Source organism: Neorhizobium sp. 05N33, assembly GCF_056397445.1.
This window is the reverse complement of the sequence record NZ_JBFTNK010000004.1, coordinates 122,674-148,894: the sequence shown is the minus strand read 5'-3', so window position 1 is coordinate 148,894 and position 26,221 is coordinate 122,674. Positions and strand designations below refer to the sequence as shown.

At 61.9% G+C, this 26,221-nt stretch carries 27 protein-coding genes; 16 read left to right on the top strand and 11 right to left on the bottom strand.

The genetic code is table 11. The annotated features are described in order from the left end of the window. Positions 1-64: 64 nt before the first annotated feature. The gene (locus tag AC1DLT_RS13190; RefSeq protein ID WP_477487009.1) at positions 65-994 is read right to left on the bottom strand and encodes a LysR family transcriptional regulator; all 930 of its coding nucleotides are present in this window, start codon (positions 992-994) and stop codon (positions 65-67) included. A gap of 87 nt (positions 995-1,081) precedes the next feature. Between AC1DLT_RS13190 and AC1DLT_RS13185 the strand changes: the two genes are divergently transcribed. Beyond that, complete coding sequence (locus tag AC1DLT_RS13185; RefSeq protein ID WP_477487008.1) at positions 1,082-1,987, top strand: DMT family transporter; 906 nt, start codon at positions 1,082-1,084, stop codon at positions 1,985-1,987. Between the two features lie 65 nt (positions 1,988-2,052). On the opposite strand, the gene AC1DLT_RS13180 is transcribed toward AC1DLT_RS13185, so the two are convergent. Then, complete coding sequence (locus AC1DLT_RS13180) at positions 2,053-2,622, bottom strand: DUF922 domain-containing Zn-dependent protease (protein ID WP_477487239.1); 570 nt, start codon at positions 2,620-2,622, stop codon at positions 2,053-2,055. 228 nt (positions 2,623-2,850) lie between these two features. Here AC1DLT_RS13180 and AC1DLT_RS13175 point away from each other — a divergent pair, with 228 nt between their 5' ends. The 7 genes from AC1DLT_RS13175 to AC1DLT_RS13145 all read left to right on the top strand — a co-directional run bounded on the left by AC1DLT_RS13175 (position 2,851) and on the right by AC1DLT_RS13145 (position 8,765). Continuing rightward, positions 2,851-3,180 (top strand): hypothetical protein, encoded by a 330-nt coding sequence (locus AC1DLT_RS13175; protein WP_038543779.1) that lies wholly within the window; start codon positions 2,851-2,853, stop codon positions 3,178-3,180. 68 nt (positions 3,181-3,248) lie between these two features. Continuing rightward, entirely contained in the window at positions 3,249-3,884 is a 636-nt protein-coding gene (locus AC1DLT_RS13170) for a TetR family transcriptional regulator (protein ID WP_477487007.1), read from the top strand. Between the two features lie 95 nt (positions 3,885-3,979). After that, on the top strand, positions 3,980-4,822 hold the full coding sequence (locus tag AC1DLT_RS13165) for a metallophosphoesterase family protein (protein WP_477487006.1): 843 nt from the start codon (positions 3,980-3,982) through the stop codon (positions 4,820-4,822). Positions 4,823-4,843: 21 nt separating this feature from the next. Next, the gene (locus AC1DLT_RS13160; RefSeq protein ID WP_477487005.1) at positions 4,844-6,139 is read left to right on the top strand and encodes an ABC transporter substrate-binding protein; all 1,296 of its coding nucleotides are present in this window, start codon (positions 4,844-4,846) and stop codon (positions 6,137-6,139) included. Positions 6,140-6,219: 80 nt separating this feature from the next. Next, positions 6,220-7,170, top strand: coding sequence for a carbohydrate ABC transporter permease (locus AC1DLT_RS13155; RefSeq protein WP_477482828.1), 951 nt, complete (start codon positions 6,220-6,222; stop codon positions 7,168-7,170). Then, positions 7,160-8,023, top strand: a complete 864-nt coding sequence (locus AC1DLT_RS13150; protein WP_477487004.1) for a carbohydrate ABC transporter permease — start codon at positions 7,160-7,162, stop codon at positions 8,021-8,023. Before AC1DLT_RS13155 ends, AC1DLT_RS13150 begins: the two co-directional genes overlap by 11 nt. A 1-nt stretch (position 8,024) precedes the next feature. After that, complete coding sequence (locus tag AC1DLT_RS13145; RefSeq protein ID WP_477487003.1) at positions 8,025-8,765, top strand: tyrosine-protein phosphatase; 741 nt, start codon at positions 8,025-8,027, stop codon at positions 8,763-8,765. Between the two features lie 37 nt (positions 8,766-8,802). Here the strand turns inward: AC1DLT_RS13145 and AC1DLT_RS13140 are convergent, their stop codons facing one another. Both AC1DLT_RS13140 and AC1DLT_RS13135 read right to left on the bottom strand, forming a co-directional pair. Beyond that, on the bottom strand, positions 8,803-9,774 hold the full coding sequence (locus AC1DLT_RS13140) for a S1C family serine protease (protein ID WP_477487002.1): 972 nt from the start codon (positions 9,772-9,774) through the stop codon (positions 8,803-8,805). A 100-nt stretch (positions 9,775-9,874) separates the two neighbouring features. After that, entirely contained in the window at positions 9,875-10,672 is a 798-nt protein-coding gene (locus tag AC1DLT_RS13135) for an NAD-dependent epimerase/dehydratase family protein (RefSeq protein ID WP_477487001.1), read from the bottom strand. A gap of 198 nt (positions 10,673-10,870) precedes the next feature. Here AC1DLT_RS13135 and AC1DLT_RS13130 point away from each other — a divergent pair, with 198 nt between their 5' ends. The 8 genes from AC1DLT_RS13130 to AC1DLT_RS13095 all read left to right on the top strand — a co-directional run bounded on the left by AC1DLT_RS13130 (position 10,871) and on the right by AC1DLT_RS13095 (position 19,055). Next, the gene (locus tag AC1DLT_RS13130; protein WP_038543797.1) at positions 10,871-11,623 is read left to right on the top strand and encodes a FadR/GntR family transcriptional regulator; all 753 of its coding nucleotides are present in this window, start codon (positions 10,871-10,873) and stop codon (positions 11,621-11,623) included. A gap of 75 nt (positions 11,624-11,698) precedes the next feature. Then, positions 11,699-12,604, top strand: a complete 906-nt coding sequence (gene kdgD, locus AC1DLT_RS13125) for a 5-dehydro-4-deoxyglucarate dehydratase (protein WP_247032895.1) — start codon at positions 11,699-11,701, stop codon at positions 12,602-12,604. 3 nt (positions 12,605-12,607) lie between these two features. Beyond that, positions 12,608-13,744, top strand: coding sequence for a mandelate racemase/muconate lactonizing enzyme family protein (locus AC1DLT_RS13120; protein ID WP_477487000.1), 1,137 nt, complete (start codon positions 12,608-12,610; stop codon positions 13,742-13,744). Further along, on the top strand, positions 13,744-14,607 hold the full coding sequence (locus AC1DLT_RS13115) for an amidohydrolase family protein (protein ID WP_477486999.1): 864 nt from the start codon (positions 13,744-13,746) through the stop codon (positions 14,605-14,607). The genes AC1DLT_RS13120 and AC1DLT_RS13115 overlap by 1 nt, the downstream gene beginning before the upstream one ends. Before the next feature lie 83 nt (positions 14,608-14,690). Further along, positions 14,691-15,662, top strand: coding sequence for a TRAP transporter substrate-binding protein (locus AC1DLT_RS13110; protein WP_477486998.1), 972 nt, complete (start codon positions 14,691-14,693; stop codon positions 15,660-15,662). A gap of 89 nt (positions 15,663-15,751) precedes the next feature. Further along, positions 15,752-16,273, top strand: a complete 522-nt coding sequence (locus tag AC1DLT_RS13105; RefSeq protein ID WP_477486997.1) for a TRAP transporter small permease — start codon at positions 15,752-15,754, stop codon at positions 16,271-16,273. Beyond that, positions 16,273-17,553, top strand: coding sequence for a TRAP transporter large permease (locus AC1DLT_RS13100; RefSeq protein WP_477486996.1), 1,281 nt, complete (start codon positions 16,273-16,275; stop codon positions 17,551-17,553). The genes AC1DLT_RS13105 and AC1DLT_RS13100 overlap by 1 nt, the downstream gene beginning before the upstream one ends. 68 nt (positions 17,554-17,621) lie before the next feature. Next, on the top strand, positions 17,622-19,055 hold the full coding sequence (locus AC1DLT_RS13095; protein WP_038543809.1) for an aldehyde dehydrogenase family protein: 1,434 nt from the start codon (positions 17,622-17,624) through the stop codon (positions 19,053-19,055). A gap of 60 nt (positions 19,056-19,115) precedes the next feature. On the opposite strand, the gene msrA is transcribed toward AC1DLT_RS13095, so the two are convergent. The 7 genes from msrA to AC1DLT_RS13060 form a co-directional block, all read right to left on the bottom strand. Beyond that, complete coding sequence (msrA, locus tag AC1DLT_RS13090; RefSeq protein WP_477482837.1) at positions 19,116-19,637, bottom strand: peptide-methionine (S)-S-oxide reductase MsrA; 522 nt, start codon at positions 19,635-19,637, stop codon at positions 19,116-19,118. A gap of 74 nt (positions 19,638-19,711) precedes the next feature. Then, the gene (locus AC1DLT_RS13085) at positions 19,712-20,404 is read right to left on the bottom strand and encodes a hypothetical protein (protein WP_477486995.1); all 693 of its coding nucleotides are present in this window, start codon (positions 20,402-20,404) and stop codon (positions 19,712-19,714) included. An 8-nt stretch (positions 20,405-20,412) separates the two neighbouring features. Then, positions 20,413-21,465 carry an ABC transporter ATP-binding protein gene (locus AC1DLT_RS13080; protein ID WP_247136873.1) on the bottom strand — a complete coding sequence of 351 codons (1,053 nt, stop codon included), beginning with the start codon at positions 21,463-21,465 and terminating at the stop codon, positions 20,413-20,415. A 49-nt stretch (positions 21,466-21,514) separates the two neighbouring features. Next, positions 21,515-22,357: a carbohydrate ABC transporter permease gene (locus AC1DLT_RS13075; protein ID WP_477482840.1), complete on the bottom strand. Its 843-nt coding sequence runs from the start codon at positions 22,355-22,357 to the stop codon at positions 21,515-21,517. Beyond that, complete coding sequence (locus tag AC1DLT_RS13070) at positions 22,347-23,279, bottom strand: carbohydrate ABC transporter permease (protein ID WP_477486994.1); 933 nt, start codon at positions 23,277-23,279, stop codon at positions 22,347-22,349. Before AC1DLT_RS13070 ends, AC1DLT_RS13075 begins: the two co-directional genes overlap by 11 nt. Positions 23,280-23,290: 11 nt before the next feature. Continuing rightward, positions 23,291-24,562, bottom strand: a complete 1,272-nt coding sequence (locus AC1DLT_RS13065) for an ABC transporter substrate-binding protein (RefSeq protein WP_477486993.1) — start codon at positions 24,560-24,562, stop codon at positions 23,291-23,293. 52 nt (positions 24,563-24,614) lie between these two features. Then, a complete protein-coding gene (locus AC1DLT_RS13060; protein ID WP_477487238.1) occupies positions 24,615-26,216 on the bottom strand; it encodes an FAD-dependent oxidoreductase in 1,602 nt (533 codons plus the stop codon). Positions 26,217-26,221: the final 5 nt, after the last annotated feature.

Below are 26,221 nucleotides of genomic sequence, written 5' to 3'. Positions count from 1 at the left end.
GGATGCTCCTCATATCCAATTTTCGGAGCAACTAGAGCCGGAGCAGCATTTGCCAATGGGGCCGCTAACCTCTTCCCCGCCCAGGCGCGATGAAGGCAGTGATAGCCGCCTCGTCTAGCCCGGCCTCCAGCAGGAAACGCTGGGAAAACTCGGAGGCGGACGCTTTCATCGCGTCGTTCGGACGGATCAGGTGGAAGGCGACGTGGTGATCGATGGCTCTCTCAGACACGACGACGACCCGGCCGGAGGCAAGCGCTGCGTCCGCGAGCGGCGGCCGGGCGAGCGCGATGCCGAGGCCATGCGCGCAGGCGTCGATCACCAGGTTATAATCCTCGAACCGCCGGTCCTGCCCGCGCGGCACGTAATCGAGATTTTCGACGGCCAGCCAGCGCCGCCAGGCCTCGACATTGGAATCGTGCAGGATCGGTAGTTCCAGCAGTGATTTCGCATCCGATCTTCCACCGAGACGTTCGGCGACTGCCGGAGCGGCGATCGGCACCAGTTTCTCCTGCCACAGCGGCAGGCTGCGCACACCGGCCCATGGCCCCTTGCCGCAACGGATTGCCAGGTCGATGCCCTCGCTGAAATCCGCCAGCCGATGTTCCAGGATCAGTTCCAGATGGATGTCGCTGGCTTCCAGCTTCGGCATCCGCGAAAACAGCCAGAGCGAGGCGACCGACGGCGTCACCGAAAGCCGGACGACCGCCTTGTTGCGGCGGGGCAGCCACCGCTCGTCCGTATCCCCGAGCAGGGCCAACGCTTCCTCCGCGCGGGCGAAAAACCGCGTGCCTTCCGGCGTCAGCGTCACGCCGCGGGCCTCGCGGGAGAAAAGCCGCACGCCCATCCAGCGCTCCAACCGGGATATCTGCCGGGAGACCGCGCCATGGGTTACGCCGCCCTCTTCCGCCGCCGCGGAAAACGATCCGAGACGCGCGGCGCGGGCGAAGGTCTCGAGCGTATCAAGTGGTGGCAAAGTCTGCGAGCTGTGAACCATAAGCACATATGATCATCGATTACGGTGCTTTTCAAGCACGGATAAGAGGCGCTAGATCCTGACTTCCAAGCTTCCAGGGAGAAAGAGATGAGCACGGTCGCCATGAGTACAGGAACGGACGAGAGACACGGATTTGATGTGATCGCCTTCCTGGCGATCCTGGTGACCATCGTCTTCTGGGCCTCGTCCTTCGCCGTCATCCGCATCGCGCTCGGGCCGCTGACGCCGATCGAGCTTGCGACGGCACGTTATGTCCCGGCCGCCTTGATCGCCGTAGTCTATTTTGTCGCTGCCCGACCAGCCCTTCCGGCCAGAAGCGATCTGCTTCGACTCGGCGTCGCGGCCGTGCTCTTCATCGCCGCCTATGCCGTTCTCCTCAATATGGGCGAGCGAACCGTGGCGGCTGGCCCCGCGAGCTTCATCATCAACACCATGCCGGTCTTCACCGCCCTTATCGCCACCTTCGCGCTCGGCGAACGGTTCGGCCGCTGGGGCTGGTTCGGAACGGCGATCTCCTTTGCCGGCGTGGCGCTGATCGCTGCCTCCGGCGACGACGGTTTCGATCTCGATCCGAATGCGATCCTCATTCTCGGCGCCGCCCTCTGCTCGGCGATTGCCAGCGTGCTGCAGAAGCCGATCCTTGGCCGCATGCCCGCCTTGGCGGTCACCGCCTGGCTGATGCTGATCGGTTCCATTCCGCTGCTGCCGGAGGTACCGTCCACCTTGCAGGCGCTTGCCGCCGCCCCGGCAGAGGTGAACTGGGGCATCGTCTATCTGGTGCTCTTCCCGACTGCGATCGGTTATGTCACCTGGGCGATCGCCTTGAAGCGCCTATCCGCCGCCCGTGCCTCCAATTTCCTTTACGGCGTTCCCCCGACCGCAACCCTGATCGGTTTCCTGTGGCTCGGCGAGGTGCCGACCCTGATCGGCGCGATCGGCGGCATCATGGCGATCTTTGGCGTGCTCATCGTCAATGTGATGCGCAAGAGATAGCTTCCCCAGAATTCATCGGAAAAACAGCGCCTTTCAGCGAGTTGATGAATCAATCCTGCAGCAGACTATTTGCCGGTGCCGTTCACCAGCTGCAGGATGAGCTGGTGGACATTGCCGCCCTCGCTCATTTCCATCCGGTCGTAGTCATTGCTGCGCTTCTGCTGCGCCTTCGAGATCTCGCCGAGCTTAACGGTCAGTTCTGTCCTGATTTTCGTGCATTGCGGATCGTCGGCGACACTGAGACCCACGCTCACCCGCTCGATCTCCTTCACCATGTCGGTGATGATCACCCCGTGGACCAGTTCGTGCTTGTAGACACCGGCGATGAAGACATGCCATTTCTTCTTCAGATCGGGAGCAAGCGCCGATGCGGGTTTCGGCAGCGTATAGGTGATGATCAGCTTTGGCCGCGCCGAAACCAGCGTGCAGGCGCCGTCTGGCTGCGGCCGGTAGTCACGGGTCCAGGTGAGCTTGAAATTGGTGTGCGCGATGGCGCGAACCTCCTTTCCGATCTTCGGTCCGCGCTGTCCGATGGAAGCGTAGAGATCGACGCCGGAATCGCCGGTGATGGGATAGGTCTGGACCTGCTCGACCGGCTGCCACTGGCTCTGCGCCGACGCCTCCATGGGCGCCATCCCAAGGCAGAGGGCCGCCAGAATTCCTGCACCTATCTTCACTCTTTTCCTCCCAATCGCGTTGCTGCGGCGAACCTAGAGATGCCACAGCGCCGTTTCAATTCGTCAAACTTGTTTTCCGTGAACGCTGTCCATCACGACTTTTGTTCCGGGCCCTTGCCATATTTCCTTCAAAATGGATGATGACAGTTATGTGACTAAGTGTTTGACTTGGCATGGGGGAGTTGAATGGGAGAGAAACGAAAGGTCTATGAGGCCTTGGTCGACGGCGCGATGGATGGCCTCACCGACGACGCTCTGTTCAAGTTCGTTACCAGACGCTGCCCAAAGACATCGAGCAAGAAGATCGTCCGGGCAGCGCTGCTGGGACTGACCGACCCGCACCTTCGTGACAAGAACATCCTCGATACGATCTACGCCCTTGCCATCAAACACCGCATGGACGAGTTTCGGGATGGCGAGGATGCGGATGACGAAAGAGACAGCTGGCCCGCGCCCTTCGCCCGCGAGCCCGACAAAAAGACGGTCCGCCCCGACTTGGCCCCCGACTTGTCCTAGGCCCTCTTCGCACTGTCATCCACCATACACAAACGCGCCTTAGACTTGCGATCGTCGAGGGTGAGTTCATGCACGGCCGCGCCAATCTCACAGCCATGAGGCTCATGGATGCCTGCGAGCATCTGCTTTGCGAAGCCGAGGCTTTCGAGGATCTGACCGCGCGGCGGATTGCCATCGAAGCGCATGCGACCCCTTCCGCTATCAGCTATCATTTCGGCTCGCAGGAAGAACTGGTGGCGGCGGTCGCAGAGCGTGTCTACCGGCGGCTGAATGCCGAGCGGTTGACCCTGCTTCGCAAAGCCGTCGACCGGCGGGCGCCCGATCCGCCCGACCTTGATGAAGTCATCGCGGCTTTGGTTGGCCCGTCGATCCGCTGGAGCCTCGACCCGACCTCCAGCTACCGGGTCCTGTCGCATTTCACCTCGATGGCGAAGACCCACCGGGAACGCGCGCCGCACTACCGCCGCATCATCGACGATGTCGAACATCACCGGGCTTTCGTTCCGCATCTGAAGCGGATCGCGCCCTGGCTCGACGAGGTCGGTATAGGCTGGCGGCTCAATTGCGCGCTCGGCATCCGCTCGCAGGTCACCCGCTCCCGGTCGCGTACGCAAGTGCTGACCAATTACGGCATCGACCTCGACGATCCGGAGATCGTCATCGCCCGCATGGTCGAGGTGATCGCACCGATGTTCCGCCGCTGAAACGGTTTCGAACGGCATTCGAAATCCGTCACGAGCAGGAAACAAACCCCTTCTAACGGTCCTCCTGACGAAATCGTCATCCATGGAGGCATCCGGTGCGACGCGAAACGACATTCATCCATCTGACCGACCTGCATATCGGCACCGCCGACGACAGCCATCTGCACAGCGACACGACCGAGACGCTGCATCAGGTGCTCGATCTCGTCGCGACCGTAACGCCGAAGCCGCAATTCGTGATCGCCAGCGGCGACCTCACCAACCGCGGCGATGCGGACAGTTTTCGCCGGCTGAAGGAGATCATCGACGCCAGGATCGACGTCCCCGTCATCTATGCGCTCGGCAATCACGATACCCGTCCCGGCTTTTACGAAGGCATGGGCATCGAGATCGACGATCCGGATGCGCCATACGACCACGACACGATCATCGACGGCATCCACATCATCACCATCGACTCGACGACGCCGGGCCTGATCGGCGGCACGATCGATCCGGAACAGTTCGACTGGCTCGCCTCGACGCTCGACAGCCATCCGGACCTGCCGAAGCTGATCGTCATCCACCACCCGCCGGCGCTCGGCGAGGAAGCCGATGCCGCCCATTGGCGGACGATCCATTTCCCCCAGTCGGAACGTTTCCGCCAACTGCTGAAGGGCCGCAACATCATCGGCATTCTGAGCGGCCATATCCATCACGACCGCGTCTCGGTCTGGCATGGCATCCCGGTCGTCGTCGGCACCGGCCAGCACGCCGCCACCGACATCCTGCGCACCGACATCCTGCGCATGGTGCGCGGCGCCTCCTTCGGGATCGGCACCATCCGCCCGTCCGGCCTCACCATGGCCTTCGTGCCGCTGCCGTCCGACCGCGCCGAACTCAATACCTATCCGCTGGAACTTCTGATGGCCCGGGCAACGCCCGTCGCCGCTGAATAACCCTCACGCGGAGACACGCAAATGCTGCGCAGAACCACGCTCAAGCTGATGGCAACGCTTACCGCCGCCTCGCTGCTTCCTTTCGGCGTTCTTGCCGAAATGCCCGCCACGGTCGACAAGCCGGTCACCATCAGCTTCTACAATTACAACCTCGCCTCCGCCGGCATCGGCTCCGAGGCCACCAAGGAATTGATCGCCGGCTTCGAGAAGAAATTCCCCAACGTGAAGGTCGAGACGGTGGCCGTACCGTCGAACGAGATCATCAACCGGGTCCAGGCCGATATCGTCGCCGGCAAGCAGCCGGACGTCGCCCAGCTGACCTTCCGCGACCTGATCTTCATCGCCAGCGACCTTGGCGGCAACGCGCTCGAGGACATGGTGAAGCCGGCGGAACTGAAAGAGCATCTCGCCGGCATGATCCCCAAGGGTCTCGAACTCGGCAAGGTCGACGGCAAGACCTATGGTCTCGCCTACACATTCTCGACGCCTGTCCTCTATTACAACGGCGACCTCTTCAAGCAGGCCGGTCTCGATCCGAACAACCCGCCGAAAACCTGGGCCGACGTCAACATCGCCGGCAAGGCGATCAAGGAAAAGACCGGCAAGAACGGCTTCTTCCCGGGCGCCTATGGCCCGAGCGACGGCACCTTCGTCTACCAGGCGATCGTCATGTCGAACGGCGGCAAGGTGCGCGACGGCAACAAGCTGACATTCGCCGACAAGAATGCCGCCGAGGCGGTCAAAATGCTGCGCGACATGGTCGATAGCGGCGCCCACGCCAAGATCGATCCGGCCAGCGGTTCGGACACCTTTGCCGCCGGCAATCTCGGCATGTTCGTCTATACGACTGCGGTGCTTGGCTCCTATAAGAAGGCCGCCCAGGGCAAGTTCGACCTGCGCATCGCCCCTATGCCCTCCTTCGGCGAAAAGCCGACCGCTCCGACCAATTCCGGCAGCGCCCTGTTCGTCTTCAGCAAGGATCCGGCCAAGCAGCGTGCGGCCTACGAGCTCCTCAAATACCTGACGAGCAAGGAAGCCTACACGATCATCACGAGCAAGATCGGCTACCTGCCGCTGCGTCTCGATATCGTCGACGATCCGAACTACCTCGGCCCGTGGGTCAAGGAGAACCAGATGTTCCGCGCCAACCTGGACCAGCTGAACCGCCTCACCGCCAACGTCGCCTTCCCCGGCCCGAACTACCGCCAGGTCGAGAAGATGATGATGGACTCGGTCCGCGAAGCCGTCTTCGGCAAGGGCGATCCGATCGCCACGCTGAAAGCCGCCCAGGATCAGGGCCAGGACCTGATGCCGTAACCGTTACGAGGAGATGCCGGGCGGATCTCGCTTTCCGTCCGGCATCGTTGTCCCCTAGGTATCCTTTCGGGGAAAATTCCATGACCGATATCCAGGCCGATCTCGCAAGACCGCTCACCCTTGCCCGAGCGCCCGCAACGGCGCGCCAGCGCGGCACATTCACCATCCAGCCCTGGCTCTATCTCGCGCCGGCGCTTTGCCTCCTGATGATGTGGACCTATGTGCCGCTGGTCGAGGCATTCCAGCTCTCCTTCTACCAATGGAACATGCTGCCGAGCGCGCCGCAGCGCTATGTGGGCCTGACCAACTACCAGCGCCTGTTCGCCCTGCCCGAGATGCGCGCCGCCCTCTGGAACACGCTTTTCTACATTCTCGGCCTCTTCCCGATGTCGGTGATCATTCCGCTCTTCGTGGCGATCTGGACCCAGGATCTCGAAGGCCGCGCCCGGACCATCTATCGCGCGCTGATCTTCGTGCCGATGATCGTAGCCCCCGTGGTCGCCGCCATCCTCTGGCGCTGGCTGCTCAACGAGGACCAGGGCCTCATCACGCTCGGCCTGGAGACGATCGGTCTCGGCCGCATCGGCTTCCTGACCGACCCGAGATACGCACTTGCAACGCTGACCTGGATCACCGGCTGGAAGCTGATCGGCTTTTCCACCCTCTTATTTTCCGCAGCCAATGCCGGCATCAATTCCTCCTATATCGAGGCGGCGCGCATCGACGGCGCCAGCCGCTGGGGGATCATCCGCGATATCCGCCTGCCGCTGCTTTCGCCGACCATCCTGCTTCTGTCTATGATGACGATCCTGTTCGGGGCGCAGTGGAGCTTTGCCTATATCAACGTGCTCACCAATGGCGGCCCGCTGAAATCGACCACCAACATCTTCTACCTGCTCTGGGAATACGGTTTCCAGACCATGTCCGCCGGCTGGAGCTCGGCGGCCGGCATGATCGCCTTTGCCGGTTTTGCGGTCATCGCGGCGGGATGCATGTGGCTCACGAAAAGGTTCGCGGTCTATGACAATTGACGCCTCCCCCGACAGCATCGCGTTCGCTTCCGGCGGTCCAAAGTCCGGCGGCGCCCGCCGGCTTGCCGTGCATGCCGTGATGATCCTCCTGTCCTTCCTGTCGATCTTTCCGATCTACTGGATGATCGTCACCTCGCTTCGGCCGGAAAACGAGATCTTCTCCACCTCGCTCTGGCCGTCCAACCCGTCGTTCGAAAATTATATCTTCGTGCTGACCCGCATTCCGATGATGGGCATGCTGGTCAACACCACGATCGTATCCGCAGCGACCGCCCTTCTGCAGGTCGTGACCGGCCTATTCGCGGCCTATGCGCTGGTGCGCTGGCGCATGCGCCTTTCCGGCGTCATCCACGGGCTTATCGCGCTCTCCTGGCTGGTGCCGTTCCAGGTCACGATGATCCCGAACTACGTGCTCGCCTCGCGGCTCGGCCTCCTCGATACGCTGACCGGTCTGATTGTGCCGAATGCGGCGCATGCTTTCGCGATCCTGCTGCTCTTCAACGCGATGCGCTCCTTCCCGACCGAAATCCTCGAAGCGGCGCGCATCGACGGCGCCAGAAGCTGGAAGATCCTCTGGCAGATCGTCGTGCCGAACATGGGGGCGCCGATCGCCTCCCTGTCGATCATCGCCTTCATCTCCGCCTGGAACGAGTATTTCTGGCCGCTGCTGCTGTCGCGCAAGCCGGAGAACTCCGTCGTCCAGATCGGCCTGCAGATGTTCATGACCCAGGAGGGCAATCTCTGGGGGCCGCTGATGGCGGCCGCCGCACTCGCCAGCCTGCCGATCCTGATCATCTATCTGGTCCTGCAGCGCCACGTGATCGAATCCTTCATGAAATCCGGAATCCGCTGAGATGTTAGCCTACGAACGCCTGATCGCGCTGGAAGGCGCCCACAATGTCCGCGACCTCGGCGGTTACCAGACCTCGAACGGCGGCCAGACGCGCTGGCGCGCGATCCTGCGCGGCGACGCATTGCACCGCCTGAGCGAGGCCGATATCGACACCCTGCTGGACAACGGCCTGATCACCGTCATCGACCTGCGCAACGCCCACGAGATCGCCGCCGAAGCCAACCCATTCACCAGTCACGCCCGGGTCCACTACCACAATACATCGCTGTTTTCGGCGCTGGCGCCAGTCGAGATGATGGCAAACGCCGTGGTGAGTTTCGACATGGGCGACCGCTATTGCCAGGCAATCGACGACTGCCAGCCGGCGATCGCCGAAGTCCTGAAGATTATCGCCGATGCACCTGATGGAGCCGTGCTTTTCCATTGCAGCGCCGGCAAGGACCGCACCGGTGTGATCTCGGCCCTGCTGCTTGCCAATGCCGGCGTCGATGAGACGACCATTGTCGAGGATTACGCCCTGACGGCGACCATCTCCGGGCCGCTGATCGCGCGCCTCAGGGACCGAGCCCTCGGCCGCGGCACGGCGCCCGAGCTGGTGGACATCGTTCTTGCCTCTGAGCCGCGCAGCATGCGGCAAGCGCTGGACCATATCCGTTATCGCCATGGCGGCATCGAGGTCTATCTCTCTTCGCTCGGCCTCGATGAAACCGCACGGGAAAGGCTTCGCAACCGGCTGGCTTAGGACCTCGAGGACGAGGGCCCGAAGAGAAACGCCGCGCTCAGCTCTGCGGCCGTGCGGCTGGAACCAGCACGCGGTCGACGATCCGCGCCTCGAGGTCGTAGACGGAGATCGGCGTCTGCTTGCCGATCCGGGTCCCGTCCAGCAAACGGATCAGATCATCGGCGCCGCCGACGGGCTGGCCGTCGATCGCCAGGATGAAATCGCCCTCCTTCAACCCCGCCAGATCGGCCGGGCTGCCGGGATCGATGCGGCGGATACGCACCGTCGTCTCCTGCAACATGCCGGCCTTCACCGCGACGCGGCGCGGTAGAGCGGTCGTATCGACGACGATGCCGATAAAGGCACGCCGCACATGGCCGAAGCGCAGGATCTCCGAGACGACGAAATTGGCCGTGTTGGAGGCAACCGCAAAGGCGATGCCCTGCGCGCCGCGGATCACCGCCGTGTTGACGCCGACCACCTCACCGGAGGCAGACACCAGCGGTCCGCCGGAATTGCCCGGATTGAGTGCCGCATCGGTCTGTACGACGTCGTCGATCAGCCGGCCGGTGGACGACCGCATCGATCGGCCGAGCGCAGATACGACGCCCGATGTCACCGACCAGTCGAAACCGAGCGGATTGCCGATCGCGATCGCGATATGGCCGCGCCGCAATTTCTGGGAATCGCCAAGCCGTGCCCAGGCCTGAACGTCCATGTCGGCACGCACCAGCGCGATATCGGTATCGGCATCGCGGCCGAGAACAGCGCCCTGCCCGACTGCCCCGTTGGCGCTGCGGATACGGACGGTCTTGGCGTCGGAAACGACGTGGTGGTTGGTGATGATCAGGCCGTCGGGCGAAATCGCAAAGCCCGACCCGTGGCCTCCTTGGCCGGCAACGCCGCCCAGCCGCTCGATGCGGCTTACGGCAGGACCGACGCGGTCGACCGCGCCGGCAACCGTCTCCGAATAGGCGTCGAGAAGCACGCTATCTTCGGGGACGGGAGGATTGATATCAATAAATCCCATCACAAGAACTCCGGAAAACACCTTCTCGGAAAAGGGAAGGTTGTAGAAGAAGCTGATGTGGTGGGCCTAAAAGGCAGAAACAAGAACCCGTCGTGCGAGCTCAATCCTCGGCGAAGATCGGGTCCTGGGTGAACATGCCGCCCTGGTAAACCGCAAGCGCCGAGGTCGGTGCCGGACGCGGAACGCTGGCTTCCAGTTCGGCGCGATAACGTTCTGCATTGTCCTTCGGCTTCCAGCCGAGATAGGACGCATGCGAATTGTCCCACCACTTGCTGTCATTGTCGGAAATGCCCCAGATGATCGGGCAGCCGAGCATCGGGGTCCGGAAGACGCAGCCGATCAGCGACACGAAGTCGTCATGTGACATCCAGCCGGACAGCATGCGGTGGTTGATCGGTTTTTCGAAGCAGCTGCCGATCCTGACCAGCGCTGTCTCCTGGCCGAATTTCTCGAAATACATGCGCGCCAGAGCCTCGCCGAAACATTTCGAAACGCCGTAAAGCCCGTCCGGCTTCATCGGAGCCTTGACGTCGATATGCTCGTCCTGCCGGTAAAACCCGACGACATGGTTGGAACTGGCGAACAGGATGCGCGGCTGCCCATGCGCCCGGGCAGCTTCGTAGAGATTGTAGAGGCCGAGCAGGTTGGCATTGAGGATCTTCGAAAACTTGTCCTCCACCGAAACCCCGCCGAGATGCAGGATACCGTCGCAGCCCTCGACCAGCTCCATGACCGCATCTGCATCCGCGAGATCGCAGACGACCAGCTCCTCATTTGGGCCGGCAGTGCCGAGATCGACGATATCGGACAAGCGAAGCGTTTCGGCGAACCCGGCAAGACGGCTACGCATGGCGCGTCCGAGGCCGCCGGCGGCACCGGTGATCAAAAGTCTTTTCAAGAAATCATCCTCCGAAAGCGGCCCGTCGGCCGCGGCAATCCAGTTCATTGGCCAACTTGTTCGTGACAAGCTTCAATACTTATCATACATGTTGAGAAAGCTCGGTCAACAAGTCGGAGCCGGCTTGGCGCGGTCGCCTAAGCTTGACACGTGGGTTGACGCGATATTGTGATGCGCCGCCGAGCAGGGAGGAATGAAATGAGCGTAGAAACCAGACTCGATACCGGCAGGGGATCGAGGACGCTAGTTTCTCGCCTCGGAGAAACGCTGCGCCAGGCGATTGCAGCCGGTCAGTTTCCGCCGGGCTCGCGCCTGCCGAGCGAAGCACAGCTGACCGAGGCGCACGGCGTCAGCCGCACGGTCGTCCGCGAGGCCATCGCATCGCTACGCGCCGACCGCCTTGTGGAAGCTCGTCAGGGCGCCGGCGTCTTCGTGCTAGAGCCTTCGCGCAACGTGCAGCCGGTCATGCTCTCCCTCTCGAATATCGATCTTGCCCGCGTATCCTCGATGATCGAGCTCCTGGAGCTCAGAACCGCGGTGGAAGTCGAGGCTGCAGGGCTTGCGGCCCTTCGCCGCTCCCCTGCACAGGAAGAGGTCATTCTCGATCGCCATTATGCGGTCCGCGCCTGTCTCGAGGCCGCAAAACCGACCAGCGAGGCAGACTTTGCGCTGCATCTTGCCATTGCCGAAGCCACCAACAATCCCCGTTTCCGAGAATTCCTGACGATGATCGGCCGCAGCCTGATCCCGCGCGCAGCATTACGCCCGGACGATTCGGAGGCCGACCAGGCAGCCTATATCAAGCTGCTCGACGAGGAGCACAATGCCATTGTCGTGGCGATTTCCGACGGCGACGAAGACCGTGCCCGCGACGCCATGCGCCGGCATCTGCGGGGTGCGCAGCTGCGTTATCGCACCCTCCTCCGAGAGCTTCGGGAAGCTGTAAGATGACTTGTTGACACAAGTCAGCGCAACCTGTACGACAATTTTTGTCTGGAGGAGACGCTTACAAAGGAAATCCGCATGATGACGCCTGAAGAAATCAAGGTCGCACTTGGTGCCGGCCTGCTGTCCTTTCCCGTCACCCATTTCGACAAGGAAGGCCAGTTCCAGCCGGAAAGCTATCGCCGCCATGTCGAATGGCTGTCGGGCTATGATGCACCGGTCCTGTTTGCCGCCGGTGGCACGGGCGAATTCTTCTCGCTGTCTCCCAATGAGGTCCCTACAATCGTTTCCGCCGCCAAGGAGGCCGCCGGCAAGACCGCAATCGTCTCCGGCTGCGGTTTCGGCACGCATGTGGGCGTCGAGATGGCCCGCGCGGTCGAAAAGGCCGGCGCCGACGGCATCCTGCTGCTGCCGCATTACATGATCGATGCACCGCAGGAAGGCCTCTACCAGCATGTGAAACGCATCTGCCAGTCAGTTGGCATCGGCGTCATGGTTTACAACCGCGACAACTCGATCCTGTCGGTGGACACCCTGAAGCGCCTCTGCGACGAATGCCCGAACCTGATCGGCTTCAAGGACGGAAGCGGCGATATCGGGCTTGTCCGGCAGATCACCGCCACCATGGGCGACCGGTTGATGTATCTCGGCGGCATGCCGACTGCCGAGCTCTTCGCCGAAGCCTATCTCGGCGCCGGCTTCACCACCTATTCCTCGGCTGTCTTCAATTTCGTGCCGGGCCTTGCCGTCGAGTTCTATAAGGCGCTGCGCGCCGGCAACCGCACCCGCTGCGAGGAAATCCTCAAGGACTTCTTCTACCCCTTCATGGCTATCCGCAACCGCCGCAAGGGTTATGCCGTCTCGGCCATCAAGGCCGGCGTGCGCCTGCAGGGTTTTGACGCCGGCAAGGTGCGTCCGCCGCTCGACGACCTGACGGCGGAAGAAGAAGACATGCTTCTGAAGCTCATCGGCCCCTGGAAGCGCTAATCCATGAAGATCGCTTCGGTTCGCACCCACCTTCTCGAACACAGGCTCGACGTCGCCTTCGAAAGCGCCTCGATGCGCTTCGATCGCCGCGCCCATGTGCTCGTCGAGATCGAGTGCGATGACGGCACGATCGGCTGGGGCGAATGCCTCGGCCCGGCCCGGCCGAATGCGGTCGTGGTCGCGACCTATGCGAACTGGCTGATCGGCGAAAATCCGCTCGAAACCGAAAAGATCTGGGCGCGGCTCTATAATGCGCTGCGCGATCAGGGTCAGCGCGGCCTTGCCGTCACGGCACTGTCCGGCATCGACATCGCGCTCTGGGATATCAAGGGCAAACATTTCGGCGTGCCGATCTCGATCCTGCTCGGTGGACGTTTCCGCGAGAGCGTCAGGGCCTACGCGACCGGCAGCTTCAAGCGCGACGGCGTCGACCGCGTGGAAGACAATGCCACCGACGTCGCCGGCTATTGGCAACAGGGTTTTCACGCCAGCAAGATCAAGATCGGCTTCGGCGTCGAGGAGGATCTGCGCGTCATCCGTGCCGTGCGCGACGCCGTCGGTCCTGACATGCGCCTGATGGTCGACGCCAACCACGGTTACGACGCCATCGAGGCGATCAAATTCGGCCAGGCGGCGGCTGAACTCAATATCGACTGGTTCGAGGAACCCGTGGTGCCGGAACAGCTTGCCGCCTACCGCGAAGTCCGCGCCCGCCAGCCGATCCCGGTTGCCGGCGGCGAGACCTGGCACAGCCGCTGGGGCATGCGCGAGCCGGTGGAAACCCGTGCCGTCGACATCCTGCAGCCGGACCTTGCCGGCGTTGGCGGCTTTACCGAAGCCAAGCGCGTCGCCGATCTGGCAGCCCTTCACGGCATCCGCGTCGTGCCGCATGTCTGGGGCACCGCTGTCCATATCGCCGCCGCATTGCAGTTCATGGCGGCGATGATCCCGAGCCCGGTTCGCGTTAATCCGATCGAACCGATCCTCGAATTCGACCGTACCCATAACCCGTTCCGTCAGGCGGTGATCAAAACCCCGATCGAACACGAGCGCGGCGTGGTGCAGATCCCGAACGGCCCCGGCCTTGGGATCGAGATCAACCGCGATGCGCTCAAAGAATTCCGCATGGGAGACATCTGATGCTCGTCCGCACCCTTTCCGGCACTCCCCCCAAGACCAAGCTGCCCAAGGGCGCGATCGACACTCAGATGCATGCTTATCTGCCGGGCTTTCCCTCTCTGCCCGGCGGTCCGGGCCTTCCTGCCGGAGACCTGCCAACACCCGCCCAGTATCTCCAGTTCATGCGCTGGATCGGCATCGATCGGGTCATCGTCACCCAGGGCAATGCCCAGCAGCGCGACAATTCCAATCTCAACGCCTGCCTTGCGGAGTTCGGCTCGATCGCACGCGGCGTCTGCGTCATCGATAGCAACACATCGGAAGCCGAACTCGATAGCCTCGCAGCAGCCGGCAATGTCGGCGCCCGCATCATGGACCTGCCAGGCGGCGCGGTGAACCTGTCGGAACTCGAAGCTGTCGACGCCAAGGCTGCGTCCCGCAACTGGATGGTCGCCGTCCAGTTCGACGGCAGCAACATCCTCGACCACGAAGAACGACTGAAGAATCTGAAGTCCCGCTGGGTCTTCGATCATCATGGCAAGTTCTTTTCAGGCGTCACACCGGACAGCCCACAGGTCGCAGCGGTCAAGCGGCTGATCGACGGTGGAAAATGCTGGTTCAAGTTCGCCGGCGTCTACGAGTCTTCAAAGGCCGGCGGCCCGGACTATGCCGATGTCGCAGCCGTCGCCCGCGAGATCGCCAGATATGCACCGGAACGCATCGTCTGGGGCACCAACTGGCCGCACAATCTCGCCCGCGAACAGGCCGATTATCCGGATGACGTGGCGCTGACCGACACCGTGCTCGGCTGGTTCCCGAACGATGCGGCGCGCCAACTTGCGCTCGTCAAAAACCCTGAAGAACTTTACGGCCTGCCTGCCTAATAAACGGCAAGGCGGGCCTGAGGAGACTGATAGTTCAAACGACCGGGGCGCGGAGGCCCCGGCGATCAACGGAGGAGGACAACATGAAACTCACGAAACTGCTCGGCCTCGCATTCGGTCTCGCACTCAGCGCGACCGCCGCCAATGCGCAGGTCACCCTGCGTTCTGCCGACATCCATCCGGACGGCTATCCGACCGTCGATGCCGTCAAATACATGGGCGAACTGGTCTCCCAGCGCACCAACGGCCGCATCAAGATTCAGGTGATGAATAACTCGGTTCTCGGCCAGGAGAAGGACACGATCGAGCAGACCCGTTTCGGCGTCATCGATATGAACCGCGTCAACGCCGCGCCGTTCAACAACCTCGTGCCGGAAACCACCGTTCTCGGCCTGCCCTTCCTGTTCCGTTCGACCGAGCACATGCACAAGGTCGTCGACGGACCGATCGGCGATCAGATTCTCGCCGCCTTCGAAAAGCACGGCCTGATCGGTCTCGCTTATTACGATTCCGGCGCGCGTTCCTTCTATACGACCAAGAAGCCGATCACCAAGCTTGCTGACTTGAAGGGCATGAAGATCCGCGTCCAGCAGTCCGACCTCTGGATCGCCATGATGCAGGCCTTTGGCGCCAACCCGACCCCGATGCCGATGGGTGAAGTCTATTCCTCGCTCGAAACCGGTGTGGTCGACGGCGCGGAAAACAACTGGCCGTCCTACGAGTCTGCCCGTCATTACGAAGTCGCCAAGAACTACACGCTGACCGAACATTCGCTGAACCCGGAAATTCTGGTCATGTCGAAGATCTCCTGGGACAAGCTGACCCCGGAAGACCAGAAGATCTTCCGCCAGGCCGCCAAGGACTCGGTCGTCAAGATGCGCGAACTCTGGACTGCCCGCGAAAAGTCCTCGGAAGCAAAGGTTCGTGCCGGTGGCGTCAACGTCATCAAGGTCAACAAGGACGAGTTCTCGGCAGCCATGAAGCCGGTCTATGACAAGTTCGTCACGGATGGGACCCAGAAGGCTCTGCTGGAGCAGATCCAGGCCGTCAAGTAAGTTGAGAAAAAAGCCGGCCCTCTGATCAGAGGGCCGGCTTTTTCATTTCCGGCACCGGGCAACGTCGCCGGGTCGTGGAGGACAGGTTCATGAGAAACTTCATGTTGGCTATCAAACCAATTCTGGGCGGCCTCAGCCGCCTATCGCTTTATATTTCCGGCATCGGCATGATCGCCATGACCCTCATCGTCGGCTGGCAGGTCTTCGGCCGTTATATCCTGAACGACTCGCCTAGCTGGTCCGAGCCGCTGTCGCTCTACCTGATGTCCTGGTTCATCATGCTCGGAGCCGCCGTCGGCGTGCGCGAGAGTGTGCATCTCGGGCTCGATATCGTCCGTTACGTCATGCCGCCGGCAATCCAGAAGGCGATGGACCTCCTGAGCCTCGGCCTGATCGTGCTGTTCGGCATAGGCATGGCCTATTATTCGACCTTACTCGCCATTGGCACATGGTCGGCGACCATTCCCGTTCTCGGCTGGCCCGGCGGCACCGACTTCATCCCGATGATCGTCGGGGGCGCCATGATCTCCCTTTTTGCTCTGGAGCGCTTCGTCGACGTCGCCATCGGCGAAGAAATTGCTGCTGATGTCCTCGTGCAGGAGGCTGCGTAATGGCCTACGCCATTCTTTTCGGTTCCTTTACCTTCCTGATGCTGATCGGCATGCCGATCGCCTTCTGTCTTGGCATCGCGTCCTTCGCAACGGTCCTCTACATGGGCCTGCCGCCGATCGTCGTCTTCCAGCAGCTGAATTCCGGCATGAACGTCTTCGCCATGATGGCGATCCCGTTTTTCATCTTCGCCGGCGACCTGATGGTGCGCGGCGGCATTGCACAGAGGCTGATCCGCTTTGCAGCAGGCCTTGTCGGCCACATGCGCGGTGGTCTCGGCCAGGTCAACGTCGTCGCCTCGACGCTGTTCGGCGGCATCTCGGGTTCGGCTGTGGCGGACGCATCGGCTGTCGGCGGATTGATGATTCCGCAAATGGCTGCGCGCGGTTATGACAGGGACTATGCGGTCAACGTGACGGCCAACGCCGCCATCATTGCGCTGATGATCCCGCCCTCGCACAACATGATCCTCTATTCGATCGCAGCCGGCGGCAACGTCTCCGTCGCGGACCTCTTTACCGCCGGTATCATCCCCGGGCTGCTGCTCGCCGGAGCGCTGATGTTCACCGCCTGGTGGGTTGCCGTAAAACGCGGTTATCCGGCCGACCCCTTCCCCGGCTTCGCCCGCGTCGGCTATTATCTGCTGGCCTCGCTGCCGGGCATCCTGCTGATCGCCATCATCTTCGGCGGCGTCCGCTCCGGCGTATTCACGGCAACGGAAAGCTCCTGCATCGCGGTCCTCTACGCCTTCCTCGTCGCCATGCTCGTTTATCGCGAGCTGAACTGGGAAGGTTTTGTCGAAGCCGTCATGGGCGCCGTGCGCACCACCGCGATGGTACTGCTGGTCATCGGCACCGCGGCCTCGTTCGGCTGGTTGATGGCATTCCTGCAGGTCCAGACGCTGATCATCGCGGCGATCGGAGCGATCTCCGACAATCCGATTATCGTACTCCTGATGATCAACGTCATCCTGCTGGTGCTCGGCACATTCATGGACATGGCGCCGATGGTCATCATCTCGACCCCGATTCTGCTGCCGGTCGTCAAAGCCTTCGGCATCGATCCCGTCCATTTTGGCGTCATCATGATCCTCAATGCCGGCATCGGCCTCAACACGCCGCCGGTCGGAACCGTGCTCTTCGTCAGTTGCGCGGTCGGCGGCATCACGATACGTGAAGCGATGCGCACGATCTGGCCTTTCTTCGGAGCCAGCATCGCAGTATTGCTGCTCGTGACTTATATCCCTGCCTTGTCGCTCTGGCTCCCAAACGTTTTCAAATGAGCGACTGAACAAGCTTTATCTGACGGTCCCGCCGCTTGGCGGGACCTTTCACATGAGAGGAGAGGTCCATGACCATCTACCAGAACCTGATCGCCGGCGAATGGGTCGGCTCGGACGCTTCCAAGAACATCAACCCGTCCGATACCAACGATGTCGTGGGCATGTATGCCCAGGGCAATGCCGAAGACGCCAAGCAGGCGATAGCAGCCGCCAAGGCCGCTTTCCCGGCCTGGTCACGTTCCGGCATCCTGGAGCGTCACGCTATTCTCCGGAAAGCTTCCGACGAAATCCTCGCCCGCAAGGAAGAACTCGGCGCGCTTCTCGCCCGCGAGGAAGGCAAGATCCTTCCCGAAGCGATCGGCGAAGTTACCCGCGCCGCCCAGATCTTCGATTTCTTCGCTGGAGAAGCGCTGCGCCTGACCGGCGAACTGGTGCCGTCCGCACGTCCGAACATCGGTGTCGAGATCACCCGCGAACCACTCGGCGTCATTGGCATCATCACGCCCTGGAATTTCCCGATCGCCATTCCGGCATGGAAGATCGCGCCGGCGCTCTGCTACGGCAATACCGTCGTCTTCAAGCCTGCCGATCTCGTACCTGGCTGTGGCTGGGCGATCGTCGACATCCTCCACCGCGCCGGCCTGCCGAAGGGCGTCCTCAACCTCGTCATGGGCCGCGGCTCGGTCGTCGGTCAGGCCATGCTCGACAGCCCGGATCTCGCCGGCATCACGTTTACCGGCTCCACCGGCACCGGCAAGCGCGTTGCGCTGGCCTCGATCGAGCATAACCGCAAGTTCCAGCTCGAAATGGGCGGCAAGAACCCGATGGTCGTCCTCGATGACGCGGACATCAACGTCGCCGTCGAAGCGGCCGCCAATTCGGGCTTCTTCTCGACCGGCCAGCGTTGCACCGCTTCGTCGCGCCTGATCGTGACGGAAGGCATCCACGACAAGTTCGTCGCAGCACTCACCGAGAAGCTGAAGACGCTCAACGTCGACAACGCCATGAAGGCCGGCAGCCATATCGGCCCGGTCGTCGACGACAAGCAGCTGAAGCAGGACACCGACTATATCGAGATCGGCAAGAACGAGGGCGCCAAGCTCGCCTTCGGCGGCGAACTCGTGAAGCGCGACACGCCCGGCTTCTATCTGCAGCCGACGCTGTTCACCGAAGCGACCAACCAGATGCGGATTTCGCGCGAGGAAATCTTCGGACCGGTCGTTTCCGTCATCCGGGTGAAGAACTACGAGGAAGCGCTGGCAACCGCCAACGACACGCCGTTCGGCCTGTCGGCCGGTATCGCCACTACCAGCCTCAAGCACGCGACGCATTTCAAGCGCAACTCGGAAGCCGGCATGGTGATGGTCAACCTGCCGACGGCAGGCGTCGATTTCCACGTGCCGTTCGGCGGCCGCAAGGCATCGTCCTTCGGCCCGCGCGAACAGGGCAAGTATGCTGCCGAGTTCTTCACCGTGGTGAAGACCGCCTATACGCTCGCGTAACAAAAAAAAGGCGCTGCCATCTCGAGATGGCAGCGCCTTCAATTCGTGAAATAAGACGGGTTATTCAGCAGCAACGCTGGCGCGCTTCGGCAGCTTCCAGTTCGGGCGCGGAAAATGGCATGTATAGCCATTCGGATAACGCTCCAGGTAATCCTGATGCTCCGGTTCGGCCTGCCAGAAATCACCAACCGGCTCCACTTCCGTCACCACCTTGCCCGGCCATAAGCCCGATGCGTTGACATCGGCGATGGTGTCTTCGGCGACGCGCTTCTGTTCATCGTTCTCGTAATAGATCGCCGAGCGGTAGCTCATGCCGACATCGTTGCCTTGGCGGTTTTTGGTCGATGGATCGTGGATCTGGAAGAAGAATTCCAGAATATCGCGATAGCTGGTCTTGGCCGGATCGAAGATGATCTCGATCGCTTCGGCATGGGTGCCATGATTGCGGTAGGTCGCATTCGGCACATCGCCGCCGCTATAGCCGACACGGGTCGACACCACGCCAGGTAGACGCCGGATCAGGTCCTGCATGCCCCAGAAACAACCTCCGGCCAGAACGGCCCGTTCGGTAGACGTCGTCATGCTTTCCTCCTTCGGTTTTGGATTTGCACCTAAAATGGCGATCCGACGGAAGAAATTCAATCCATCGTCGCCACTCAGCCAGTTGCCGCCTCGACGATCGGACGCACCGCCTCCTCCAGGCTCTTCGGCGTCGTGCCGGTGACGATGACACCGAGCAGCGGCGCCGCGATGCCGGCCGCCTTCAGCCTTGCCATATCGGCGGCCACGAAACGCTTCTGGCTCGGCGCAATGACCGGAATACCGGCCTTCGAGGTGATTTCCCTGTAGCGGGCAAGATCGGTCTCGTCGAGCGGCCTGCCGTAATCGGCAAACGACGCAACAGACGCCTCCATCATCGCGCCGGGAATGGCGACGATGGTCTTCAAGTCCTCGTCAGTGCTATTCTCGCCGAGCGCCGGGATCGGGCGGAGCTTCGACTGCAGCAGATGCGGCTGAAGATGGTCGAAATAGACATTGAACCCTTCAAAACCAAGATCCGCCAAGGCATCGAGCTCGCCCGGCGTCGGCACCGTCTCCTGGCCGGCCATTACCAGCAGCGGCACCCCGAGCGGCGCCAGCGTCTCGAAAAACGGCCGCTCCTCGGCAAAACTGCCGAATGTCGTGCCGGTCGCGCGATGATAGGCGTTGAGATGCACCTTGATCGCAAATGCCCCCGCCCCGATCGCCGCCTTGGCAAGATCGAGGTCGTGGCGGGCGAGCGAGACGATGACCGGAAATTCGCCGCCGCGCAGCGCCTTGGTGAGCTTGGTTTCGGGGTAATTCGGCATCACGGGCCTCAGTTCAGACGCTGGCCGCCATCGGCGGCGAAGAGATGGATATTGCCGAGTTCCGGCCGCACCCGGATCGTTGCCCCCGGCGACAACGATACCCGCTCGCGAAACACGCCGGTCACCAGCGTCTCGCCAAGCTTCATCGTTACCTGCGTCTCGGAGCCCATCGGCTCGACCAGCACGATTTCCGCCGGCACGCCGTTCTCGTCCAGGGCGAAATGTTCGGGACGAATGCCGTAGACCGCCTTTCGGTCCTTGTGCTCGTGCGCTACCTCAGGCAGCGGCAGCATGATGCCGGGCGCCGAGAACCCTTCGGTCGTGATCGTGCCGGTGAGGAAATTCATCGACGGTGAGCCGATGAAGCCCGCAACGAACTGATTGGCCGGCCGGTCGTAAAGGTCGAGTGGTGCCCCGATCTGCTCGACCTTACCGCCGTTCAGTACGACGATCTTGTCGGCCATGGTCATCGCCTCGACCTGGTCGTGGGTGACGTAGATGGTGGTCGTCTTCAGTCTCTGGTGCAGGCTTTTGATCTCGCCGCGCATGACGACGCGTAGTTTCGCGTCAAGATTGGAAAGCGGCTCATCGAACAGGAACACCTTGGGATCGCGCACGATCGCCCGGCCCATCGCAACGCGCTGGCGCTGGCCACCGGAAAGCTGGCGCGGGTAGCGATCGAGCAAGGGCGCAAGGCCAAGGATGTCGGCGGCCCATTTGACGCGTTCGGCGATCTCCGCCTTGCTGCCGCCGCGATGCTCCAGCGAGAAGCCCATATTGGTGGCAACGGTCATATGAGGATAGAGCGCATAGTTCTGGAAGACCATGGCGATGTCTCGGTCCTTGGGATCGAGGTCGTTGACCACCCGGCCGCCGATATTCACCTCGCCGCCGGTAATTGTCTCCAGCCCGGCAACCATCCTGAGCAGCGTGGACTTGCCGCAGCCGGACGGGCCGACCAGCACCACGAACTCGCCGTCGGTGATGCCGAGGTCGATGCCGTGGATGATGTCGACGGCGCCATAGCTCTTGCGGACATTGGAAAGGGTAACTTCAGCCATCAATCAGATTTCCGTTTCTTCAGCCCCAGTGTTTCAAAAGGTGAGTTTTTCAACCCTTGAGGCCGGTATGCGCGAGCCCTTCGACGAATTGCTTCTGCGCGATGATGAAGACGATGAGAACGGGCAGCGCCGTCAGGGTCGCCGCGGCAAGCTGGATGTTCCACATCGGCCCGCCATAGGCGTCGGTATATTGTGTCAGCGCCTGCGGCAGCGTGAATTTGTCGGCGCTCGACAGGAACACGATCGGTTCCAGATAGAGGTTCCAGGAATGCAGGAAGGTGAAGATCGCGACCGACGCGAGCGCCGGCCTTGCAAGCGGCAAGGCGATCTTGCGAAAGATCTTGAAACGCCCGAGGCCATCGACCCGCGCCGCCTCCTCGAGTTCGACAGGCAGCGCGATGAAGAACTGCCGCATCACGAATGTCGCGAATACGCTCGGCGCGCCGAAGATAGGCACCAGGATCAGCGGCCAATGGGTGTTGACCATGCCCGCCTTCAGGAACATCTGGAAAAGCGGCACGATCGTCACTTCCGACGGGATCAAGAGCCCCAGCAGCACGACCATGAAGATCGTATTGGCGAAGGGGAATTTGATCCGCGCAAAGGCGTATCCGGCCATGGAGGAGACGATCATGGTTCCGATCGTCACCAGCGCCGCGATGTAGGCCGAGTTCCAGTACTGCTTCACGAAGGGCTGCAGTTCGAAGACCTTGGCATAGGTCGTCCAGTCGTAGCTTTCCGGCATGAGCTGCGGCGGAAACGCAAAAATGTCGCTGATCGGTTTCACCGACGATGTCACCATCCACCACGTCGGGAAAACGAAGGGGATCAGGAGGACGCAGAGCAGGCCGTAGAGAAACACTTGTCTGCGCGGGGAGAGTTCAGCTTTCATAAAAAACGATCCTCTTGCGCATCTGCCACTGAGCAAAGGTCAGCACGGCGACGATCACGAACAGCATGATCGACAGCGTCGAGCCGTAACCGAAGAAATGGAACTGGAAGGCCTGCTGGTAGAGGTAATAGACCAGCACCGTGGTCGTGAGGCCCGGCCCGCCTTGCGTCAGCACCGCGATCTGCGCGAACACCTGCAACGAGCCGACGATGGTGATGATCGAGGTCAGCAGGATGGTCGGGCTGATCAGCGGCAGGGTGATGCGGCGGAACTGCTTGAAACGCGGCGCACCGTCGATACGGGCCGCCTCGTAGAGTTCGTTCGGCACCCCCTGGAGGGCGGCGAGGAACAGGATCATGTTGAGTCCGACATTCTTGAACACCTGCACCACGATGACCGAGATCATCGCCGTTACCGGTTCGCGCAGCCAGTTCGGCCCATCGATGCCGAAGACGAGCAGCACACCGTTGATCCCGCCGTTCTTCTGCAACAGGAACCCCCAAACGATCGTCCAGGCGACCAGCGACACGACGACCGGCGAGAAGAACAGCGTGCGGAAGATGGTGATGCCGGCGAGCTTCTGGTTGAGCAGCACGGCAAGCAGCAGTGCTAGGCTCAGGTTGAAGATTACCAGCCCGGCGGAAAAAATCGCCGTCGCCCCGAGCACCGAAGGCAGGCTCGTGTCTTCGAGAAGCATCTGGTAGTTCGCGAGGCCCGTATAGGTGAAGGTATTGGCGAGCACGTTCCACTCGTGCAGCGAATACCAGAAGACGAGGCAGAGCGGGGTCAGCACGAAGAGCGTGATCCCGATCAGCTGCGGGGCGATGAAGAGAAAGCCGGCGAGGCTGTCGCGCCGCGCGACCGTCCAGAACGACGATGAGGAGCGGCCTTCCGGATGGGCGGTTTGCTGCACGACAGCCATCAGCTATTCCCTTAGCGCTTCAGAAGCGGGCCGATCTGGCCGCAGATCTGCTGGAGGGCTGCCGGGATATTCGCATCCGGACGCCAGACGGCATCGAGGCCCGAACGAACCACCTGCTGGATCTGCGCAAAGCCGGTATGGCCCGGAATGACCTTGCCGGTGGCGATGCCGGAGATCACGACCTTGTCGATCTGCTCCTGGCTCAGCAGCGGATTGGTCTTCTTCAGGACTTCGGCGTTCAGCAGCGACTTGCGGGCCGACGGGAAGAACTGGCTGAGCTTGGCCGAGTTTTCCGGGTTCGTCATATAGGCGACGAATTCGGCCGCCGTCTTAGCGTTCTTGCCCGACTGCATGACGCCGACGCCGGCCTGGCCGATCAGCGCGTAATTGCCGGCCGGACCCTTCGGCAGCGGCACGAGATCCCAGGCGAACGGCTTGTCCTTCGGCAGCAACGAGGCGCGGCTGATCTGAGTGATCGTCATTGCCGCATTGCCGGCAAAGAAGTCGACGCTTTCACCGGGACCCGGCATCGCCTTGTTCTTGAAGACGGCGTCATGAATGAAGGTCAGCGCGTCGACCATCGGCTTTTCGGTCATCGTGCAGGTCTTGCCGTCAGCACTCCATGGCGATGCGCCCCAGCCGTTCCAGACGGAGGCAAGGTTCTGCCAGATCTGATAGTTGAAGTCGCGGACGATCAGGCCACCCTTGCCAGTCTTGCCGACGGTGGATGCGGTGGCAATCGCATTGTCCCAAGTCCACTGATTGGCTGCGATCATTTCCGCCGGGGTCTTGGCGCCGGAAGCCTTGATGAGGTCGTTGTTGACGAACATCGCAAACGGCGAGGTCGAGAACGGATAGGCAAACAGCTTGCCGTCCTTGGTCCAGCGCTCGGCGGCCGTGGCGCTCAGTTCTTCGGCGTTATAGCCCTTGGTGGACTTGAGCGTATCCTTCAGCGAATAGAGCGCGCCGGAATTGACGAAGTCATAGGCGGCCGTCTCGAAGATCCAGGCCATGTCGGGCGCATTACCGCCGGCGATCTGGGTCGTCAGTGCCGTCGTATAAGTATCGAAGGGCAGCGACTCATAGGTCACCGTCACGTTCGGATGGTCTTTTTTGAAGCCGGCGGCGATGTCGCTGAACAGCTTCAGATGCGCCTCGTTGGCGCTCCAGATGGTCATGCGCAGGTTGACAGCGTCCTGGGCGTTGGCGAGGCCGCTCCAGCAGAGCGGCACGGCCACGGCCAATGCCGCGACCGCAGATTTCAAAGTCCGATGATAGTTCATTCCCGTTCCTCCTCCAAAGGTTGGTTTTGATAGACAGTCCATTGGCCGTCCCTTAGTAGGCCGCGATATCCGGCCAGCGCATTTCGATGCCTTCACGGCCGAGCTCTCTCTGGAAATTCTGGAGCTTCTCGTCGTTTTCCTGGACCTGATGCGGCGTAAGATTTTTGTCGAGGCAATGGGCGGCGAGCATGCCGGCGACCTCGCCGATATTCCATTCGACCGGATGCAGCCGATAGCAGCCATTGGTGATGTGGGTGGTGCCGATGTTCTTGCCGGCCGGGATGAGATTCTTCACCCGCTCAGGCAGAAGTGCACCAAGCGGGATCTCGAACGGGCAGGACGGCACGTCGATATAGTTGTCGCCGCCGGTCGAGGGATGCAGATCGATCCGGTACATGCCGATGCCGATGCTGTCGCGGTAGTTGACCGCGCCCTTCTCCCCGCGCACCGAATAGGACAGGTCCTGCTCGACGATGCGGGTCACCGGCTTGATACGGCGGCTCTCGCGGATATAGGGAGCCATGGCAAGCCCGTGTTCGGTGCCGGTAATGTCGCCGCGCAGGCGAAGCCCCGGAAAACCCTGGCCGCCATCGACGCGCGGCGCTTCGGTCTGCAGCCAGTAGAACAGCGAATAGGAGAGGTCGGCAGCCGATTTGAGCTGTTTCGCCTTGTCCTCTTCGGAAAGGTCGATGATCGTGCCTTCCATGTAGTCGATCATCGGCCAGTTCACGAGGCAGATGTCGGAGGCGTAGGCGCCGGGCACGAAGTTATTGCGCGCCGCGATGCGCCGGAAGATCCACAGGTTCTCGTCGCCGCCACCCTTGCGTTGGTCGGCATCGACGGCGAGCGGATCGTCATTGGGATTGGGCGTGAACGAGCGGGTGGTGAAATCCAGCGTGCGCGGATGCGGGGCGGTGAAGCCGAGCAAAGGTCCGCCCCAGAAATGCGGCTGGTACGCGCGCCAGTAATCGTAGTTTTCCGGCTTGTCGATCGTCTGGTCGCCGTCGACGTGATCGATGGCAAAGCAGATCGACACGGCCTGGACGTTGTCCGGCTGCGCTTGCGGTGGCGCACTCGGCTCGCCGGTGTCTGACTGGGCCTCGAAGCCCTTCACATATTCGGTGCCGGTCATCGGCAAGAGATCACCGAGTTCCGTTGCATCGAGGATATAGGCGGCGGAGATGGTGATCTCCCGTCCGGTGTCGCGGCGCCGAACGGTAACGGAGCGAACCGTATCCCCGTCCACATCGGCGGCGACAGGGCGATAGGGCTGCAGCACCTTCAGCTTGCCGGCGCCGCGATAAGGCATCAGCATCGCTTCCATGACCGCAAGGCTGACGCGCGGTTCGGCGCAGATGCGGCTGACCCAGCCGGAACCGGGATTGAGGTCGCCCCAGGCGCGGGCGCCCTCGGTCAGAGGATAGTGGTCGCGGTAATACCGGCGGATGCCTTCCCGCAGCTTCCGGTAAGAGCGGGTGATGCCGAACTGCTCGACCCAGGTATGTTCGTCGGAGGGCACTGCCTGGCTGGTCAGCTGGCCGCCGATCCAGTCGAACTCCTCGGTCATGATCACGCTGCGGCCGGCCCGGCATGCACCAAGTGCTGCCGCAACACCGCCGAGACCGCCGCCTACCACCAGAATATCCGTATGCATCTCTG